The organism is Rhodospirillaceae bacterium, assembly GCA_002746255.1.
GTDB lineage: Bacteria > Pseudomonadota > Alphaproteobacteria.
This window is the reverse complement of sequence record NVWO01000002.1, coordinates 14,367-33,625: the sequence shown is the minus strand read 5'-3', so window position 1 is coordinate 33,625 and position 19,259 is coordinate 14,367. Positions and strand designations below refer to the sequence as shown.

Here is a 19,259-nt window from a genome sequence, read left to right as displayed (position 1 = left end):
CTTTCCCTTATTTCGAGATCCGGGTGATGGTAGACGTCGTGCTATGCCCGGGCGTGAGATCGGCCAGCAGAATTTTGCCGCCATAGCTCTTCACAAAATCCGCGCCGACCACTTCATCCACCCGGTAATCCGCCCCCTTCACAAGCACGTCCGGACGAAGCGCCTTTAAAAGCCGGACCGGGGTATCTTCCGCAAACAGAACAACCAGATCCACATCGGCAAGGGAGCCCAACACCGTCGCCCGGGCCATCTCCGCCTGCACCGGGCGGTCAGGGCCTTTAAGGCGCGCAACGGAAGCATCGCTGTTCAAACCGATGACCAACCGGTCGCAGGCGGCCTTCGCCTGACGCAGCAGCGACACATGCCCGGGATGCAGCAGGTCAAAACAGCCATTTGTAAACCCGATGCGCAAGCCCTGTCGGCGCCAGCGCTCAACCGCCTCGTTCGCATGTTCCAGTGAAACGCAGTTGTCCGCATTGGCAAGCAGGTCGCGTTCATGCAGGGCCGCAATCAGGTCGTCCGGACGCACAACGGCGGTGCCCACCTTGCCAACGACAATGCCGGCCGCAATATTTGCGAGATAGGCGGCATCCGCAAGGGTCGCGCCGCCGGCAAGGGCGGTGGCAAGGGTTGCAACAACCGTGTCACCGGCCCCGGAAACATCAAAGACTTCCTGCGCGCGGGCTGACAGATGCGTGATCTCTTTTTCCTTCGTCACCAACGTCATGCCGCTGGCACTTCGCGTGACCAGGACGGCATCGACCGCAACCGTCTTCAGCAGGCTTTCCGCTGCCGTAACCACGTCCCCATCCGTTGCAACCGGCATCCGCGTGGCTTCGTGAAGTTCGCGCAAATTAGGCGTCAGCAGCGTTGACCCGCGATAGCGTGAATAGTCAAACCCTTTTGGATCAACGATGGTCGGCACCTTCGCCTGCCTGGCCATGTCGAGAATGCGCGGCACCATGTCGCCAGCCAGCAGACCCTTTCCATAATCCGAAAGCAGCAGCATATCCGCTGCCTGAAGGGCGTCTTCTATGCCGCTTAGAAGTTTGCTGCGCATGACCTCGTCAAGGGCGGTCGGTGCCTCCAGATCGGCCCGCAGAAGTTGCTGGCTTGCTGCAATAAAACGATTCTTGACCGTCGTCTGGCCGCCGTCCTCGATAAAGATGCCGTCATTGCCAGCACCCGACGCGTGAACAAGCTCGCGCAATTCACTACCCGCCGCATCCTTGCCGACGACCGCAAAGAAGCGCGGCTTGGCCCCATAGGCGATGAGATTCCGAAGCACGTTTCCCGCACCGCCAAGAACCGTCGTTTCCCGGCGAATGCAAAGAACCGGAATGGGGGCTTCCGGTGAAACGCGTTCCACATCCCCATAGACGAAGCGGTCCAGCATGACGTCGCCAACGCAGATTACGCGCGCATCATGAAAGGATTCTACTTCGGCTACGAATGCGGATGGATCTGGGGCCGCGCCCGTTTTCTTCTTCATCTGACGCCCTCCTAGACGAGGCCGAGTTCCTGCTCCAGCGCCGCACAAAACATGTGGCCAAGCATAATATGCATTTCCTGAATGCGCGACGTGCGATCGCTGGGCACAATCAAAAGCGGGTCGGCATATTCGTTCAGCCGGCCGCCGTCTTTGCCCCCAAACGCTGCGGCGACAAGACCCATTTTGCGGGCCTGTTTCAGCCCAAGAAGAACGTTCGGACTTTGACCGGAGGTGCTGATGCCGATGGCCACATCACCCGGCCGGCCAAGCGCCTCTACCTGGCGGGCGAAAAGCGCATCAAAGCCGAAATCGTTGCCGATTGCCGTCAGGGTCGACGTGTCCGCCGTCAGCGCAATCGCAGCAATCGCCTTGCGGTTTTCTGAAAAACGAACGGTCAGTTCCGTTGCCAGATGCTGGGCATCGGAAGCGCTGCCGCCATTACCGAAGAAGAGCAGCTTGCCACCATCGCGGATGGCCGCCGCTGAAGTTTCAAGAAGACGTTGAAAGGGCGCGTAAAGCGCCCGTTCCGTCGCCGTGGCGACGGCGGCGTGTTCGGCGAATTCGCCGTCAAAGAAGGTCTGAAGCGGGTCTTTCGTCATCGGCTCAAACGCGTCCCGTCTTTGATAGCAACCATGAAGCGAGAACGTACCAGATAAATTGGCTGTTTGTGACCAAATAGCGCCGCCAGAGACGCCGTGGCTCCGCCCATAACCGAAACAGCCATTCAAGGCCGGCCGCCTGCATCCAGCGCGGCGCGCGTACAAGCGTGCCGGCAAAAAAATCAAACGCCGCGCCGACGCCGATCTGCACGCCCGTAAGATGCGGCGCGTACGCCGCCATCCAGTATTCCTGTTTTGGACAGCCAAGGCCCACAAAGACAAGGCGGGCACCTGTGCCATTGATGCGCGCAACCGTCCCGGAATCCACCTCTGGCGCAAGGGGCAGCAGCGGTGGTGCCTCGATTCCAGCCAGAACAAGGGCTGGAAACTGCGTTTCCAATGCGGCCTTCAAGGCAGCAACGGTCGCCACATTGCCACCGAAAAAATAGACTGGCACACGCGCCGTCTCCGCTTTTTGCAGCAAATGCCGCATCAGATCCGGGCCTGCTACCCGGCGCGCCTTTTCATGGCCGTGACGCCGCAGCGCCCAGACAAGCGGCATGCCGTCGCTGGTTACCCAAAGCGCGCCTTCCATGGCCGCCAGCAGGCCCGGGTCCTTTTTTGCCGTCGTCACCATGTGCACATTCGCGACGCAGACATAGCCGCCCTTGCCCGCCTCGGCTGCGGCAAGGATCGTTGCCGCCGCGGCATCAACGTCACCCACCGTCACCGGTGCGCCAATCACGGCACCCTTTTCAGGCATGTCCAGCGCCGCCGTCCCGATAGGTGCGTTCCCAGTTAAAGGCCGTCTCGACGATGAACTGCAAATCGTCATATTGCGGTTTCCAGTCGAGGGCCGTGCGAATGCGTGACGCATCGGCCACCAGTTCCGGCGGATCGCCCGCACGCCGGGGGCCTTCCTCAACGCAGAAATCGATACCGGACACCTGCTTTACCATCGCGATGACCTCACGCACACTTGCCCCATGGCCATAGCCGCAATTGAGAACCAGCGACGCACCCCCTGCGCCCAGATGGTCTAGGGCGGCCCGATGCGCTGCCGCCAGATCCGAGACGTGAATGTAATCACGCACACAAGTGCCATCCGGTGTTGTGTGATCGGTACCAAAAATTTTTATTTTTGGACGGCGGCCGAGGGCCGTCTGCACAGCGATGGGAATAAGGTGGCTTTCCGGGTCGTGGGCTTCGCCGATCCTGGCACCTGAATCGGCCCCAGCGGCGTTGAAATAGCGCAGGATGACGTAACGCAAATCTGACGCATGGCTCGCGTCCTGCAACACACGCTCGCTCATCATTTTCGATGCGCCATAAGGATTGATGGGAAGCAGGGCATCTTCCTCGGAAACCACCGGGTTCGAAGGCATGCCATAAACCGCCGCCGTCGAGGAAAAGACGAACGATTTGACGCCGAAGCGGAGGCAGCGTTCCAGCAGCGCCAGCGTGTTCCGCGTGTTGTTTCGGTAATATTTCAGCGGATCGGCAACCGATTCGGCAACCTCGATATGGGCGGCGAAATGGACGACGGCATCGAAGGCATGTTCTTTAAAAAGCGCCTCCATCGCCATGTCATCGGCCAAATCCGCGATCACCAGCTTGCCGGCAAGCACCGCCCAGGCATGGCCCGCCGAAAGATTATCGACGACGACCAGATCGTGACCGGCGCCTGCAAGTTCCAAAACCGTGTGGCTGCCGATATAGCCGGCACCCCCGGTGACCAATATGCGCATTTGTAACGCCTCTTTTATGTCCGCTTCACGCGGCGCGCCTCGTCATAAATTTCCATCAGGCGCGTATAGTTTACGTCCGCCGTGTAGTTTTCCGCATAGATCTTTCGGGCATTTACGCCCATGGCGCGCATCGCGTCCGGATTGGCCACGGCGAAGCGCACTTTCGCCGCCAGATCCGACGCGTCCCCCGGTTCAAAATGCAGGCCGGTTTTTCCATCCTCCACGATTTCCGCCATCGCGCCCAGTTTTGATGCGATCACCGGAAGCCCGGCCCGAAAGGCTTCCACCAACACCATCGGAAAGCCTTCGTACCATTGCGATGGCAGGACGAGAAAAGCGGCGCGCGCCATTGCCGCCGCAACGTCTTCTTTCGCCACCGCGCCAGACACCGTGACCGCCGGACCCTTGCGACGGCGCGCCTCTTCCAGAAGCGGCCCCTCGCCAATCACCCGCAACGGGACGTCCAGACCCTGCCAGGCGTCAAGCAGTGTACCAATGCCCTTCTCCGGGCTAAGACGCCCGACAAAAAGGCCGCCGCACCGCGCCGCAACATGTTCACCAGCCGCGCGATTGTCGGGAAGAAAGTTTGCCTTCACCCGTATATGCGCGCCCGGCAGACCGCCTTCGATGAATTTGCGTCTGGCGAATTCAGTCAGCGCAATGAAGCGATCGGGCCGGGTTGCCCAGGTGCCACGCCTGCGATGGCGGGCGACCATGCGCGCAACGGCAAGGGATCCGGAGCGCGAGCCGCGATAGCATCCGTGCAAAACGGCGCGATAGGGCGAGCCCGTCACGCATTCCTCGCAAATCCGGCCGCCACGATACAGGGTCGCCGCCGGACAGATCAGCCGGTAATTGTGCAGTGTCATCACCGAGGCGACGCGCGCGGCCCGGCAGGCATCGAAAATGGACGGCGTCAGCAGCGGAAAGAAATTATGAACGTGAACGAGGTCCGGCGCGTGTTCCGCCAACGCACGCGCCATATGCCCGCGAGCACGCACCGAATAGGGCACCGCCAGGGCGGTACGAAAAGCCCCAAGCGGCCCCGCAATGGCATCATTCGCAATCGTAAACTCCCGAACGTCATGACCATGGGTAGCCAGCAATTCGCCTTCGTGTCCGAACACGGCGTCTTCGCCACCCGCGTGGCGGTAAAAATTATGGACGAGAAGAACGCGCATGGGCCTGGCCTTAAATGCGGCTGCGAAGTGGACGCCTGGTAACCAGAGGCGCTTTCAACTTCGCGCGTAAATATAAGGAATAATGCAGAACGATGCCCCAGAAAAAATAATAGGGGATCGTATTAAAGGGCTTCTCGAACGCATCTTCCCCAATGCCAAAAATCCACACCAGCAGGAAAAAGACAAAAAGCACCAGGAGCCTCTCCTGACCAACGCGGTATTTCGCCCGCCGGCAAAGGCGCATGGCGCGAAACCAGACGGTCAGTAAAACCGCGTGCATCCAGATAAAGGCAAAAAGACCAAAGAGTCCTGTGCGAGCAAAAATTGAAATATAGGAATTATGCGGCTCGCGAACGACCGAGCCTTCCCGGTTGACGAAATCGACCAGCGGCTCGCCATAGCCAAGACCAAAGAGCAAGCTATCCAAACTGGACGTGACCCGCTGCCAGATATCGATCCACCATCCAATGCGGAGATCTACGCCCCCGGCCGCCCCCGCAAATTCGCCGCTGCCTTCCCCCATGATCGTACCAAAATGCGCAATCACGAAGTCAAAGGAGATGGCACCACCGAGACGGCCGGTAAGCTGAATGCCAAACGCAGAAACAATGAGAAAGGCCACCATGCCCACAACCAGTGAGGACGACATCTTTACGAAAGAGCCACGATATTGCCACGCGAACAGCAACAGCATCGCGATCACCTGAAGGTAGACCGTGCGCGCCTGAAAAAAGGCGACGGCATAGGCCAGAAGCAGAGGTGCCAGCAACAAAGGCCCAACAACAAATGTTTTGGGCCGGACAATCATCAGATAGGCCGCGGCCATCAATACCATCACCGACGTGTTTATGTACTGGAAGAAGATTGTAACATCGTTTCCAGAGGGTGAAATGATCGCCGGCGAAAGACTTTGGAAAAAGTCCCTGAAAGGATAAGTCAGGCCGAAAACAACGCCGATTGCAAGCAGCGTTGGAAGCCACCGGAAGAACCGCTCAATATTTGCTTCCCTGGCCGCAAAGACAAAGCCAACCCACAGGAAAAGGGATTCGATCATATGGGTCGCGTCGCGAAACGCCCACATTCCATGCTCTGGAAGGTTGATGAAGAGCTGTCCAAACCCGAGCCCCCACCAAACAAGAAAAGGCAGCAGCATGATTGTACGTGAAAAGCGCGGTAAAAATCGCACATCGGCAAGCCATAGAAGATAGCCCAGCAGCAACAGCTCGCCGAACGGCGCCCCAATTCCCGGCGGCACACGCAAGATCATGACGCCGTAATTCAGGATCAGATAACAGGCGAGGATGAAAAGAGCCAGCCGGTCTCGAGCGTTTGCGAGAGTCAAGACTGCCTCCTTCCGAACAGCAACGTTGTGACGACACCCGCAAATGGAGCGCCCGCGCCAAGCCTGCAATCATTGCCTTGGCATCCCGGCCCTTCGTTGCAATGATCCAACCTCACGACTCTATTCTACTTCATACAGTCAACGTATAAAGATCCCGGCTTATACTCGTTGCCTTCTTCATCCACCTCAAGGCCAAAAGATTGCCAATCTGGAATATTGCTTTCGTTGAAACGGCGAATGGCAATGCCATGAAACCCGGCCTGCCTTAGGATAAATTTTAAATTGCATTCATCATACATCCATTGATGCGTCTCTCCACGCTTGCGCGCGTCGCCCAAGATCAGGTTTTCCAAATATCGCCGCACGGGCGGTTGATGCTGCGTTCCAAAGGGCTCTCGCCGAACGCACTGCTCAATCATCTCTGCAATACAATTATCATGGTGATCGAGCGCCGTTTCGTCCACTCTACAACGCTCCAAGCTGCTGAGATAATCCCGCGCGAGCGCTTCTAAATTCGGCACACAAATTCTCTGCGTGCCGCCCGATTTCAGCACACGATAAATTTCTTTTTGAAAGGAAGCGACATCCTTGCGATCGATATGTTCAAGAATATGCGAATGATAAACTGCATCGACGCTTTCATCTGGAAAAGGGATACCTTTTCTCAGATTCCAAGCCATTACGTTGTCCGATAGCATGATCAGGCGATGCCGCCGCTCCTCATTAAGGAATGGTGCAACGAGCACACGTAAAAGCTTATTTTTCTTTACCCGAAGATAGGGAGACCAGTCGATGTTAATGCATCGACTGGAGGTCTTCGAGCCACAGCCCAGATTCAGCACACGCATGGAACATCCAATTTCTGCATAAATCCCTCGCCCACCCCATGAGGGGAACGTTTCCTTATTCCGGCTCCAATGAAGAGAGCAGGCAGTCCTGATAGCCCATACTTTGCATCGCCCCAGTCACTATCATAGCGCAGCGATAGAATTTCGAAATACGGTTCGAATCCTCCGCTTCCAGATGAAGCCGCCCACAGAAACCTTCCCCCAAAAAACCGACCGGAACAACGGCAGATGCCGTCAGCCCTTATATCCAGCCCGCTTCAGAAGCCGAATAGATATCCCCCTATCATTGTGTAAATTCTTCAAATTGGATAGGATTGCATTCGGTCCAAAGATCATCTGGAGAACATTGGACAGGGGCCATTGCAGCATTGAACAAACGAAAAGCCGCCCAACATAAAACGGTCCTTACCTATGGAACCTACGATCTGTTTCATGTTGGGCATCTTCGGTTGTTTAAGCGGTTGAAAGATCTTGGCGATCGATTGATCGTCGGCGTTTCCACGGATGAATTCAATGCGGTAAAGGGAAAGCGAACGATTGTCCCCTTTCCCCAAAGGGCCGAAATCATCGAGTCATTATCGTGCGTCGACCTTGTCATTGCGGAAAGCAGCTGGTCGCAAAAAGTTGATGACATCAAAAAATATGGCGTCGATATTTTTGCCATGGGCGATGATTGGCGCGGGAAATTTGATGATCTGGAAGCGTATTGCGAGGTCCGATACCTTCCAAGAACCGCCTGCGTATCATCAACCGATGTAAAGCACGCCCTGGAATCAATCCATAAATTGAGCCCCAAAGAACTGGCGATTCAATATGAAATTCTTCACCGGCTTCTTGCCGATTTAAAATAGCGATCTTGCGATGCTTCGTATTGGCCCCTCCTGCCTAAAAGGAATCTTCCAAGCACTGAATTTCATAGTGCCCAAGCGGGCAAATCAGGTTTGCATCCATTCGTTCCCCGATTATGACGATATGACAAGAGGCTTGTTAGACGGGCTTTCGAAAAGCGCCGTTGCATTTCAGATCGTCATTTTGACGCATACGCTTGTGAAAACGCCTAAATGGATAAAGGAAAACCGTGCCCATGTGCGGCAATACAGAAAATTGTCCGCGCGGGGTATTTGGGCATATTTGAGATCGAAGTACGTTTTCTTTACCCATGGATGCTTTGCCTCGATCCGACCGGTTCAAAAGCAAATTACAGTGAACGTCTGGCATGGAATGCCTATAAAAAAAATTGGCTGCTATCTGGAGAAAAACCAAAGAATGCCTTTCTCGACATATACAATTTCAACGTCGCCCTTCTTTTCAAAAGTCCTTTCCACCGCCTTCGCCACGCCGGAAGAGAGGATTTTGGAAGTTGGGCTGCCCCGAAACGATATTCTGCTCAAAGCGCAAAATAGAGATTTAAAAAAGAAAATCTGTGGCGACCAAAAATTGGCCATATGGCTGCCAACCTACCGGAAAGTGGCCTTGGGCGAAAAAAGGCTGGATGGCAGACAAGCCGAGAATATCTTTAATCTACCGGATCTGGATATCGACGCATTGGACGGCGCCTTCAAAGATCTGGGCCTTATTGTTCTTGTGAAGCCGCACCCGATGGCCGCCAGGCTGGAGGCAGATTTTAACCCAGAAAGCCTGTCAAACATTCGCATGATCGACGAAGAATGGCTGGGGCAATCGGAAACAACGTTGTACGAACTGCTTTCCATGTCGGACATGCTTATTACGGATATATCGTCCGTTCTGGTTGATTACCTACTCTTGGATAGGCCGATCCTGTGCCATTTTCCCGACATGGCTGCCTACAAAAAAAGCCGGGGACTGATTTGGGATTTTGATCCGACGGAACATGGTATTCCCCTGGTTGTCCGCCAAAAAGAACTGGTCGAAGCCGTAAAAAAATATCTGGATCGCATCGGGGAGAAAAACTTATATCCCTCGCTTCTTAAGCTCCTGCACGCGGATCATAAAAACAGTTGCTGCGAGTTGATAAGAGCGTTGGACATGGAGAACTAGCCGCAGACAGACCCTATCGATACGGCCAGGCGTTCATCCTGGCGAATCCAGCGATTGCGCATGCATGACCAGAAAAAGCGTGCCACCGAATCTTGGGGCCAGTGACAAAAAAACCTTTCCTAGTTTAAATAGAATCCCATGCACCTTGGTATGCACTCGGTAACAGGTTGCCACATGGTCAATCTTGTAGTCATAGCGACGTAGAAGATTAAATAGGCTGTAAACACTAAAGGTCATTACATGCTCTTCTCCTTCTTCGAAGGTGCCGAATAAAAACCGAAGGTAGTTTGGCAATGCGAAGGCATTTGGCGTCGTAAGAATGACCTGTGTATCCGGGCGACAAAAACGTCTAATCCCCCCTAGCAGCGCACCCGGTAGAGCGAGATGCTCGATGATATCCGCGGCGATCACAACGTCGAATTTTTCATCAAGATCAATCTCTTCTAAACGTTCCACGTTGCCGTAGACGATGTTGCTGAATATTCCAAAACGATCCAACTCACCAATTACGTCTTTGCTATAGTCGACACCAGTGACATTGGCAATTTTGCTAAGTTTCCAGTGAAGCGTCTTCTTTATGAGTTCTATACGCGCTTCGGATGTAAGGTCCGTGTGTCCGACGCAACCCAGATGAAGGACCTTCTTCGACCGGGCGATTTCAAGAATCGCGGTATCGCCGTCAAGAAATTCGCTTGGCACCAGAGATTCATGCATCCCGGGTCTCCTTTCAGCCTAAGCTAGCCTTACGATGTGACATCCATTTTATGTTCAAGCATTTGCAAGTTCCACTCTAAGCGCTCTCAAAAGGACAACCAACGCCGTTAATTGTGCGCCGAAAAGCCCAATCATCGCACCCGTCAGCTCAAAGCCTGTCAATAGCGGATACACGGCAAGCAGAGTAAACAACGCGGCACACGCATAGCTTCGAAAAATCGGGCGCGTGCGTTCCAGCGCACGCAGACCGGCGCGAAGCGGAAGCGTCAGCGCCACAACCACATAAATAAGAGCCCACCAGCGAAGCACGTCGCCATAGGCAGCATAGGATGCTCCGAAAACGAGTTGTAGCCAGAAGGAAGGCGCGGCGGCGGCAACGATACCAAGCGCCGCCGTCGCCAGCCCAATCGCCCAGGCAACCCGGCGAAGATAGGCGGCAAGCGCACGCCTTCCCCCGCCCGTTAGATGCTCGGCAGCATGGGGCGGCACGATGTTTTCAAGCCCCTGGAGAAAAATATGATTGATGCCGATCAGCGTTTGCGCGGCGCGAAGGCCGCCGAGCGCAGCCGCACCCAATATGCCGCCTACGGCAATGTAGAAAAGGTAAGTCGAGGCCCATTGAAACAAGGCGGAGGCCCCCATCCATTTTGAAAAATGCCAGTGCCGCCTGCAAACACCGGTAAAGGCCCCCATCCGCCAGGCAACATGCCCAAGAAAGGGCGGCGCAATCAGAACCGCCGCAGCGGACGCGCCACCGATAAGCCAAAGAATATCGGCGCCATCAAAATGAAAAAACGGCAGCAGCAGGAACAGCAAAAAAAGCAGGCCAAGATAGGCAACGGCGTCGCCCGCAAAGGCGATGGCCGGGCGGCGGCGTGTGAAAAAATAACGCCGCAAAAAATCGCGCAGTTGAAAAAGAACCGCCGTCACGGCCAGGGGAATGGCCAGGGGACGCAAATCCCATTCGGGACGGATCTCTGCCACAAGATGCACGCCTGCGAAAATAAGAAAAAAGGTGATCGCGACAAAGACAAGCAGCTGAAGAAAAAGAGCCCCAAAATAAGCGGGCACATCTTCCGGCTTCTGCTTGGGGCCGATGCTCATCATCGGCGAGACAATCACCGCCATCTGCAGGCTCGTCGTAAAAAGAACGACCAGCCAGGCCAGGGTAAACCGCCCGAATTCCTCAATGCCCAAATGACGGGCAATCAAAATGGTGGTGAGAAAATTCGCGCCGCTCACCATTCCCTGATCCGTCAGCGCCCAGTTCACATGACGGTGACGTTTGACCATTCCGAAAATTCGGTCGCGCATTCCAAGCCCCCCGGCTTGCAAATCCCTTAAGCCGCCGCCTTGCATTAAAGGCGCGCCACCTTAGCATCAAGGGCTTGGCTTTTCATGTCCCGGCGGCAAGCCGCCATGGGGACGGACGAGGCCGCGCACACGACGCCAGTTTCGATAGAGAGCGACGCGCATATCCGTCGCCAGAAGAAGCTCGCGGCGCAAGGCCGTGAAAAGGCCCGGCACCACCGGAAAAAGGGCGTCGGTATCAACCGCAAGGGATGCAAATTCGCGCGCCGCAAGCCCGTGAAAAGGCCTGCGAAGATGTGCCGGAACATCGCCAAGATTTGCTCCAAGATGTTGGAGCAATTGCAAAAAACTGCGAAGCGCTTTGCCGGACCGGCCCGCCTGCGCCAAAGCCCCGATTTCACGCCAGTCAAGGGCTTTCGCCTTTTCAAGCATGCGCAACGCATCGACGGTCTTGCGCACGCTCGCCGGCCCAAAGGAAAGCTTGGCCGCGTTCGTCAACATAAGAAAAAAACCATGCTCCGGGCAGGGCACGCGCAAGCGCAAACCCTCGATGTTCAACCAGCGCGAGGCGGCAAAAACCGCTCCCGTCGACAGCACACGCGTTGCTGGATACGCGTCTGGGGCGATATGAAGATCAAGATTGGCGCTGGCATCTTCGGAAACAAAAGGAAGAAAACTGGTGTCGGAAATAAATCCCCAGGGCGAACGCGCCTCGCCGCTGAAACGAAACCCGCGCCCGGATAGAAAATGAATGAGCGGGTCAAGGTCCTGTGCGTGCACCAAAAGATCAAGATCGCCAATCACACGCGCATCGGGATCGTCGTAAAAAAGATGCGCATTTGCAAAGCCCTTCATGTAAACGGCATCGAACCCCGCCTCGCCAATGGCGCGCACCCAGCGAAGCTGGACATGGCGAAGAAAGCGATTGTAAAGCAGGCTTTTGTCRGCKGYCGCCGGATCGACRAGTTCACGTCYCAGMTTYGCCRCAGCCGGACGGAGCAATTCCCGGGCAAGGGCCGGAGAAAGAAGGTCKGMAAAYMGTCGMAGCATCTCTGGCGTCGCCGCGGCRGCCGCRGATGACGCKTCTTCCGGCAACGTRACGAGCGACCAGAACCCGCCCGTTTTYCTRCCCCCGTTCTCTTGCAACGGCTTCAAAGAAAMCCCTTTAYCCGGTTTGCAGAATRCGCTGCGTCTCGCCATCCAGGGCAAGGGCCGTCAGTGTTCCGCTGGCAAAAGCRCCGGTRTCGATACCAAYCCGGTTYGGYYTGAATTCCACYTTGAAGGCAATCGAATGGCCATGCACGAYRACTTTGCCRAAATCYTCCTCGGAAAGAAGGAACGCATCCCGGATCCAGAGCATATCCTCCTCCTTTTGCGCATGCAGAGGCCGCCCGGGGCGAACCCCGGCATGGACGAAATAGTAATCGCCTTCTTCATGGGTGAGACGCAAATGGCGAAGAAAATCGAGATGGCGGTCGGGAAGTTTTTGCAAAAAATCGGCTTGCATCTCGCCCAGTCTTTCAGGCGTCAGGGGCGGACGCGGCACCTTGACGCCATAGCTGTAGAGGGTGGCATCGCCGCCATAGGCCAGCCAGTCGGGAGCAATTTCGATCTCTTCCAAAAATTTGAGCATGGCATCTTCGTGATTGCCTTTCAGATACACGCTTTCAAAGCCAGGAAGCGGGTCGTCAAGCAGACAATCGAGCACCTCGCGCGACTGAAGACCGCGATCGATATAATCGCCGACATAGACGGCAACGTTGCGCGTAGCCTTGCTTGTGCGCGCGTCTTCCATGATCTGCCCATGCAAATCACGCAACAAATCCGCCCGCCCATGAATATCGCCAATCGCGTAGATACGGGTACCTTCCGGGGCCCGAATTTTCCGGTCCGGTGCCCTGGAGCGTCGAAAAAGATTAAAAAAACCATTCTGCATATTGTTTGGCTGCCTCCCCGACCACGATAACGCCAGAAGAAAGCAAACCGCAACCACAGCCCCCCAAACCGGGGCAGCCTGGCCCAATCCCGGCCATAAGACGCAAAAGGCGAGGGGCACGCCTTTTCTTCCCCTTGATCAGGCCGAAGAGTGCCGTATCCTCACCCTTGTGAAAACAGACAGCTCCTCCCCGTCCCGAAGGGTTTCAACCGACCTTAAGATGTTTCTGATGGGCTTTCTGCGCGTCGGGGATGTGGCGGTTGTGCTCTTGTCCGGCACGCTCGCCTATCGGATTCGCGAACTAAATTTCGACCTCCCGGCCGCTTACCAAATCGCCATGGCCCTTGGGATGTTGCTGACGCTCAACTATTTCCACTTCGCCCGCCTGTACCGTTATCCACGCTTTGCCTCACATCTCGGACCGTTTGGGCGTTTGGCCCTGACATGGACTTTCGTGGTCGTGACCTTGATCTTTATTGCCTATTTCACGAAAACTTCGGAAGACTATTCCCGCATCTGGGCAATGCTTTGGCTCTCACTCAGCTTCACCGGCTTTGTTTTTCTTCGCTTCCTCGCCATGCTTTTGATCAGCCGGTGGCGCAGAACGGGGGCGCTCACCCAAAACGTCGCCATCATCGGGACAGACAAACTTGGCCAGGCCCTTGCCGATCACCTGACAAAAGATGGCAAGGCCGGTGTTCACCTGACGGGACTCTTTGACGACCGCAAAGGGAACGCTCCGGAAAAACCGGGCGAACATCCGGTTGCCGGCACCGTCGAGGACCTGCTCAATTACAGCCGGAACCACAAGGTCGATGAAGTTATCCTCGCCATTCCCTGGTCGGAAAGCGAAAGACTGCTGGACGTTTTAAAGAAATTGCGCACGCTGCCAAGTAGCATTTATTTGTGCCCGGAAATCGTCAACGCGCATATTCCAATCCACACGCTTTCTCAAATTGCCGGATGGCCAATGCTGGCCGTCCAGGAACGCCCGCTTAGCGGTTGGGACCTGCTTGTGAAAACGACAGAGGATTATGTCCTTGGGGGAATTCTTCTTCTCCTCGCCGCACCGCTGATAATCGCCATTGCCATCGCCATCAAGCTGGAGAGCCGGGGTCCGGTCTTTTTTCGCCAGCAACGCTATGGCTTCAACAACAACCGGATCGAAATCTATAAATTTCGATCCATGCGCCATACGAAGGAAAGCGAAGCGGCCGCCGCCGCCGAACAAGAATTGACGCAAGCGACACGAAACGATCCGAGAATAACCCGGGTCGGACGCTTTCTACGCAAAACCAGCCTGGATGAACTGCCGCAGCTCATCAACGTTCTGCAACGCCGCATGTCCCTGGTCGGACCACGGCCCCATGCCGTTGTTCACAACGAACAATATGCCACCATCATTGATGATTACCTTGGGCGGCACCGCATGAAGCCTGGCATCACCGGCTGGGCACAGGTCAACGGTTTCCGGGGAGAAACGGATACCTACGAAAAAATGCGAAGACGGGTTCAATGCGATCTCTACTACGTCGATCACTGGTCCCTTCTTTTCGATCTGAAGATATTGCTTCTGACGTTTTTCGTCCCCTTCATGCAGGAAAACGCCTATTGAGCCCGCGCAATTTCCTTTTCTGGTCCCTGATCGCGATTGTCACCCTTTCGCCATTGCCGTTCGGAAGCAATCAACCGTGGTCGTGGGCGTTGCTAAGCCTTCTTGTAGGGCTTCTCGTGATTGCATGGGCCATCGCTGCCGCGCGTGACCGCAGCCTGATCCGGATCGAATGGCGGCGATCCCGCCTGATCGTTGTACCGTTTTCCATCCTCGTGCTTTGGTTTCTTATCCAGGCAAGCGGCCTGACGCCGGAAAGCTGGCACCACCCTCTATGGCAAGAGGTGTCGGACGCACTCGGCATACCCCTTTCCGGGGCCATCAGCCTGAACCCGGAAGCGAGCCACACGGCGGTGATGCGCCTGCTGGCCTATGGCGGCGTTTTCTGGCTGGCTTTTCAGTTCGGTAGCGACAAAAAACATGCGAAGCAGGCGTTCTGGGCCGTGGCAATTGCAGGCATCCTCTACGCGGTCTACGGCCTTGGCGCGCATTTAAGCGGCAGTGAAAAAATCCTTTGGTATGCAAAATCGGCTTATCGGGATTCGCTCACCAGCACGTTTATCAACCGCAACAGTTATGCCACCTATACCGGCATCGCCTTGCTCGTCACACTTGCGCTGCTGTTGGCTGAAATTCGCCGCGTGCTACGCTATAGCCCCATTTCTTCCGGCGAATTCCTGGCTTTTTTTGACGCCTGTGGTCTTCGCTTTTATTTTCTCGTCGTGGCAGCAGGCACCCTTTTTACCGCCCTCTTGCTGACGCAATCGCGCGGCGGCTTCCTTAGCATCGCGGTCGGCATCGGTGCCTTCGCCGTCGTTTCCAGCCGACGCTTTAAAAAACGAAAAAAAACCTTCGCAATTCTGCCAATCGCAATCTGGGGCGCACTGGCCCTCGGCAGCGTTGGCGTGATTCTTCTGATGAGCGGAGACCGGACCTTCAGCCGGATGAATGCGACGTTGAGCACCGGAGGCGACCGGATAGCCATCTATCAACGCACCGCAGACGCCATTCAAGATGCACCCGTAACGGGGATGGGCATCGGCGCTTTCAAGGAAAGTTTTTCCCTTTATCGGGACGAGACGGTGCGTTTTTACGTCCAAACGATCGATCGCGCCCACAACACCTATCTGGAACTTGCCCTTGAGGGAGGCCTTCCGGCCCTGATGCTTATGCTTCTGCTGATTTTCTACCTTACCTTGCTGTGTTTTCTGGGCGCGCTAAACCGCACGCGAAATGCGCTGTATCCTGCCACCGGCGTAGCGATAAGCGCGTTGGTCTGCACCCATGCCGTGGTCGATTTCAGCATACAAATCCCGGCCGTCGCCGTGACATATCTTTTGATACTGGGCGTTGCCTGTGCGCAATCCTGGTCAACACGGGAAGCGCCACCCGCCAAGGCGCGTTAGAGACGCCGGTAAATCCGATCAAAGCGGAGGCGAAGCGCCGGGTCTTCCGCCAGAGCGTCGCGAACAAGCTTCAGCGCGTAACGTTTTTTCGTCATCACCGCCAGCTTTGTTGGAAAGTAGCGCGCGGCAATGACCGCCTGCTGTTTAAGAAGCATCACAGCCTCGCCATCCAGGAACGTCCAGAAAGAGAGCCCAAGCGCCAGACGTCGCATGACCAAGGGAGGGTCAACCGGGCCGGTGCGAATGGCCATGATAAAAAGCGGATTTAACGCCGCCGATGGCCCTTCAAGGGCCAGCCGCGCCTGGAGAAGCTGCACCCAGGCATAGGGCTGCACCGGGGAAAGGCTTAAACTCTGCCTCTCGGCAGCGATGCTTTCCGCCAGAAATTTTTTTCCCCGTTGCGTTGCATAGCCCGCCCTTCTTGCCTGCAACAGGCGAAGGCCGCCGAGCTTCGATTGCGACTTGGGTTCCGCAAGCCACGCAAAGGCAGCCATGCGCGCACCAGCCGCGTTCTCAATCGCCATCTCGGAAACCGGCATCCCCTTTCCGATCGCCCGCACCGTCTCCTGGGAAGGCAGGAGTTTCAAACTCGCAATTAACTTTGGAATCGAAAACCAGACTGCGAAAAGGGCAAGAACGATTGGAAAGACCAGAAGAATGCGATAATCCGAATTTTCCCGCATTTGAAAAATCCTCAGCCCTCTTTGTTGTAATAGTGGCCGTAATTTTCATGATAGGAGGAATTCCCGCCATATTGCGCGCTCTTGCGAATGTCGACAAGGCTCAGGACAAGCCCCCCTATATCGGCAGATGTCTCCCGCAACTGCTTTAGACCAGACTGAACGGCGCTACGATCCGTCGTTGCCCAACGCACCAGATAGATTGTTTTATCGACGTTGCGAACAAGAACCAGCGCGTCGGACACGGCGAGAAGCGGCGGCGTGTCCAGGATGACAAGATCAAACAATTCTTCCAGCCGCCGCAGAAGGTCGCGCATCTCTTGCGAGCCAAGCAAATCTTCCGGATGGGGCACCGGAGGACCTGCCGGGAGGACACGCAACCCCGACCGAAGATCCGCTTCGAGTACGTCGCCAAGTTTTTCCTGACCGGCGAGAAAACTGCTCAGACCCTTCACATTTTTCATGCCAAAGCTGGCATGGACACTTGGGTGACGAAGATCGCAATCGACAAGAACGCATTTCTGACCGGACCTGGCCGCCGACACGGCAAGGGCGATGGCGGCGGACGTCTTCCCCTCCCCAGGCACGGATGACGTAATCAGCAATTTCTTCGGAGCCCCATAGACGCTTGAAAGCGTTAGCGATGTGCGGATGCGCCGGATTGCTTCGCCAAATACGCTGGTTGGTCGATCGCGGACAATCTTGTATGGAACTTGACCGTCCTGAAGGTACGGGAAAATTCCCAGCACCGGCCAACCTGTCACCCCTTCCAGCTGTTCGACCGTGCGAAAGCCGGAATCGAGATATTCAAGAACAAAAGCCATCGCGATTCCACCCGCCAACGAGGCGAAAAGCGCGGCCAGGATCATAAGTTTTTTCTTTGGATAGTAAGCCCCGCCAGGTTCGACGGCCCGGGAAATGACCCGGGCATTTGCCTGAATAAGCTCGTTGTCCTGAACCTTCGTTTCCTTAAAGCGGGCAAGGACGGTTTCGTAGAGATCCTGGTTTGCTTTGACTTCGCTTGCCAGCGCCTTCATCGTCACTTCAGCATCGGCCTGGCCTTCGACCTTGCCTTGCAGACTGGTAATCTCCGCATGCAAATTGGCCTCTTGCACCCGGGAAATTTCGAGTCGGTTTCCCAGATTAAGAGCGATTTTTTCGATTTCCGTCGCGATGCTTTTCCGAAGGTCCGTCAGTTCGTTCGCGGCAAGGACCATTCGGGGATGGCCCGCGCGCAATCGGGTCTTGTCTTCGGAAATCCGGCGGAGAAGTTGTGCCTCCTGCTCGCGAAGCTTTTGAATGAGCCGCGAATCCATCACGGCGGCCGCCGATTCGATATTGCCCGACGACGCCTCCAGCTTTTGAAGCTGGGCATATTGTGCTTCTGCCTCGGCCCGTTTTGTCCGGGCGGAAATCAGTTCGGAGCTTAGATCGGCAAGCTGGCTCTGATAGACATTCTTCCTGCCAATTTCGACAATACCGGACGCACGACGGAATTTCTCAAGGCGCTGTTCCGAATCAATGACCCGACGGCGCAACTGATCGACACGCTCGCTCAACCAGTCCGTGGCGCGAACGGTCGCGGCACCGCGTGTTTCAAGCTGATCCAGAATATAGATTTCAGCCGCTGCATTGGCCAGCCGGGCCGCAACTGCAGGCTCCGCGGATGAATATTCCACAGCAATAATGCGCGAAGACAGCGACGGTGAAACCGACAACCCGGCAAGATAGGTATCCGTCACCACTTCAAGGGTGAAGACACGCAATTCTTCTTCGGACATCCAGGCTGTCCAGTCTTCTTCTTGTTCTTCTACGTCACCGCCCCCTACAAACCAGCTGCGGATCTGATCAAACAGGCCCGGAACCGGCGGCACAAGAAACGGGTTGAACATCGGATCGTCCACAAGGCCCAGCCGTTCCACGGCCTGGACAGCCAATTCCCGTGAACCGATAACGGCGGCTTCGGTTTCGTTTGTATAATAATCCGTGCGCAGGCCTTGCGTGATGGCATCGATGTTGAGGACGTTTTGCTGATTCTCTTCCAGGACCAGCAACGTCTCGGCCATATAGAGAGGCGTGATCTGGCTGACGAAGAGCGCGGTAAAACTGGTCACCAGGAAAGCAATCCCAATGATGAGATATTTCCGCCGCCGTATCACCCCAAGGAGGTAGGAAAGGTCGAGCTGTTCCTCCCCGTCACTGCCGAGCATATCGCCCGAAGCAAGCGCGCGATCACCTTCCGAACCTGGAAACTGGCGAATGCTTCCCATACGATTTACGTTCTCTTCCAAAATCAACCTCGGACGAAAGCCCACATACACGGCGCCGGAAAGCGCTTTTCCCAAGCGCCGCAGCAATTATATCTACAATA

The 19,259-nt window shown here is 55.7% G+C and carries 17 protein-coding genes; 4 read left to right on the top strand and 13 right to left on the bottom strand.

Annotated features, from left to right (window positions below; translation table 11 throughout):
• Positions 1-7: 7 nt before the first annotated feature.
• From COA65_02080 to COA65_02050, 7 genes are all read right to left on the bottom strand, one after another.
• A complete protein-coding gene (locus tag COA65_02080) occupies positions 8-1,492 on the bottom strand; it encodes a bifunctional heptose 7-phosphate kinase/heptose 1-phosphate adenyltransferase (protein PCJ61034.1) in 1,485 nt (494 codons plus the stop codon).
• An 11-nt stretch (positions 1,493-1,503) separates the two neighbouring features.
• On the bottom strand, positions 1,504-2,091 hold the full coding sequence (locus COA65_02075; protein PCJ61033.1) for a phosphoheptose isomerase: 588 nt from the start codon (positions 2,089-2,091) through the stop codon (positions 1,504-1,506).
• A gap of 4 nt (positions 2,092-2,095) precedes the next feature.
• Entirely contained in the window at positions 2,096-2,926 is an 831-nt protein-coding gene (locus tag COA65_02070; protein PCJ61032.1) for a glycosyltransferase, read from the bottom strand.
• Complete coding sequence (galE, locus tag COA65_02065; protein ID PCJ61031.1) at positions 2,847-3,839, bottom strand: UDP-glucose 4-epimerase GalE; 993 nt, start codon at positions 3,837-3,839, stop codon at positions 2,847-2,849. The genes COA65_02070 and galE overlap by 80 nt, the downstream gene beginning before the upstream one ends.
• Before the next feature lie 14 nt (positions 3,840-3,853).
• Complete coding sequence (locus tag COA65_02060; protein ID PCJ61030.1) at positions 3,854-5,020, bottom strand: glycosyl transferase family 1; 1,167 nt, start codon at positions 5,018-5,020, stop codon at positions 3,854-3,856.
• A 10-nt stretch (positions 5,021-5,030) separates the two neighbouring features.
• Positions 5,031-6,362 carry a hypothetical protein gene (locus COA65_02055; protein ID PCJ61029.1) on the bottom strand — a complete coding sequence of 444 codons (1,332 nt, stop codon included), beginning with the start codon at positions 6,360-6,362 and terminating at the stop codon, positions 5,031-5,033.
• Between the two features lie 125 nt (positions 6,363-6,487).
• Positions 6,488-7,210, bottom strand: a complete 723-nt coding sequence (locus COA65_02050; GenBank protein ID PCJ61028.1) for a hypothetical protein — start codon at positions 7,208-7,210, stop codon at positions 6,488-6,490.
• 368 nt (positions 7,211-7,578) lie between these two features.
• Here COA65_02050 and COA65_02045 point away from each other — a divergent pair, with 368 nt between their 5' ends.
• Together COA65_02045 and COA65_02040 are read left to right on the top strand one after the other, a co-directional pair.
• On the top strand, positions 7,579-8,061 hold the full coding sequence (locus COA65_02045) for a glycerol-3-phosphate cytidylyltransferase (protein PCJ61027.1): 483 nt from the start codon (positions 7,579-7,581) through the stop codon (positions 8,059-8,061).
• Positions 8,062-8,071: 10 nt separating this feature from the next.
• Complete coding sequence (locus COA65_02040; protein PCJ61026.1) at positions 8,072-9,229, top strand: hypothetical protein; 1,158 nt, start codon at positions 8,072-8,074, stop codon at positions 9,227-9,229.
• Between the two features lie 33 nt (positions 9,230-9,262).
• On the opposite strand, the gene COA65_02035 is transcribed toward COA65_02040, so the two are convergent.
• Genes COA65_02035 through COA65_02020 form a run of 4 tightly spaced genes read right to left on the bottom strand, consistent with a single transcriptional unit; the run spans position 9,263 to position 13,190 of the window.
• On the bottom strand, positions 9,263-9,943 hold the full coding sequence (locus tag COA65_02035) for a hypothetical protein (protein PCJ61025.1): 681 nt from the start codon (positions 9,941-9,943) through the stop codon (positions 9,263-9,265).
• A gap of 54 nt (positions 9,944-9,997) precedes the next feature.
• Positions 9,998-11,302: a hypothetical protein gene (locus tag COA65_02030; GenBank protein ID PCJ61024.1), complete on the bottom strand. Its 1,305-nt coding sequence runs from the start codon at positions 11,300-11,302 to the stop codon at positions 9,998-10,000.
• Between the two features lie 21 nt (positions 11,303-11,323).
• A complete protein-coding gene (locus COA65_02025; protein PCJ61023.1) occupies positions 11,324-12,454 on the bottom strand; it encodes a hypothetical protein in 1,131 nt (376 codons plus the stop codon).
• On the bottom strand, positions 12,420-13,190 hold the full coding sequence (locus COA65_02020) for a metallophosphoesterase (protein ID PCJ61022.1): 771 nt from the start codon (positions 13,188-13,190) through the stop codon (positions 12,420-12,422). The genes COA65_02025 and COA65_02020 overlap by 35 nt, the downstream gene beginning before the upstream one ends.
• A 1-nt stretch (position 13,191) precedes the next feature.
• Between COA65_02020 and COA65_02015 the strand changes: the two genes are divergently transcribed.
• Together COA65_02015 and COA65_02010 are read left to right on the top strand one after the other, a co-directional pair.
• Positions 13,192-14,805, top strand: a complete 1,614-nt coding sequence (locus tag COA65_02015) for an undecaprenyl-phosphate glucose phosphotransferase (protein PCJ61021.1) — start codon at positions 13,192-13,194, stop codon at positions 14,803-14,805.
• Positions 14,706-16,208, top strand: coding sequence for a hypothetical protein (locus COA65_02010; protein PCJ61020.1), 1,503 nt, complete (start codon positions 14,706-14,708; stop codon positions 16,206-16,208). Before COA65_02015 ends, COA65_02010 begins: the two co-directional genes overlap by 100 nt.
• On the opposite strand, the gene COA65_02005 is transcribed toward COA65_02010, so the two are convergent.
• Entirely contained in the window at positions 16,205-16,891 is a 687-nt protein-coding gene (locus tag COA65_02005; GenBank protein PCJ61019.1) for a hypothetical protein, read from the bottom strand. The two genes, COA65_02010 and COA65_02005, sit on opposite strands and share 4 nt — an antisense overlap.
• Positions 16,892-16,902: 11 nt before the next feature.
• On the bottom strand, positions 16,903-19,158 hold the full coding sequence (locus COA65_02000; protein ID PCJ61018.1) for a hypothetical protein: 2,256 nt from the start codon (positions 19,156-19,158) through the stop codon (positions 16,903-16,905).
• Between the last annotated feature and the right edge of the window lie 101 nt (positions 19,159-19,259).

Coding starts and splice junctions, on each gene's coding strand:
- COA65_02050 (PCJ61028.1), bottom strand. CDS start 7,210: ATGCGTGTGCTGAATCTGGGCTGTGGCTCGAAGACCTCCAGTCGATGC.
- COA65_02040 (PCJ61026.1), top strand. CDS start 8,072: ATGCTTCGTATTGGCCCCTCCTGCCTAAAAGGAATCTTCCAAGCACTG.
- COA65_02060 (PCJ61030.1), bottom strand. CDS start 5,020: ATGCGCGTTCTTCTCGTCCATAATTTTTACCGCCACGCGGGTGGCGAA.
- COA65_02070 (PCJ61032.1), bottom strand. CDS start 2,926: ATGACGATTTGCAGTTCATCGTCGAGACGGCCTTTAACTGGGAACGCA.
- COA65_02075 (PCJ61033.1), bottom strand. CDS start 2,091: ATGACGAAAGACCCGCTTCAGACCTTCTTTGACGGCGAATTCGCCGAA.
- COA65_02000 (PCJ61018.1), bottom strand. CDS start 19,158: ATGGGAAGCATTCGCCAGTTTCCAGGTTCGGAAGGTGATCGCGCGCTT.
- COA65_02010 (PCJ61020.1), top strand. CDS start 14,706: ATGCGATCTCTACTACGTCGATCACTGGTCCCTTCTTTTCGATCTGAA.
- COA65_02080 (PCJ61034.1), bottom strand. CDS start 1,492: ATGAAGAAGAAAACGGGCGCGGCCCCAGATCCATCCGCATTCGTAGCC.
- COA65_02030 (PCJ61024.1), bottom strand. CDS start 11,302: ATGCAAGGCGGCGGCTTAAGGGATTTGCAAGCCGGGGGGCTTGGAATG.
- COA65_02005 (PCJ61019.1), bottom strand. CDS start 16,891: ATGCGGGAAAATTCGGATTATCGCATTCTTCTGGTCTTTCCAATCGTT.
- galE (PCJ61031.1), bottom strand. CDS start 3,839: ATGCGCATATTGGTCACCGGGGGTGCCGGCTATATCGGCAGCCACACG.
- COA65_02035 (PCJ61025.1), bottom strand. CDS start 9,943: ATGCATGAATCTCTGGTGCCAAGCGAATTTCTTGACGGCGATACCGCG.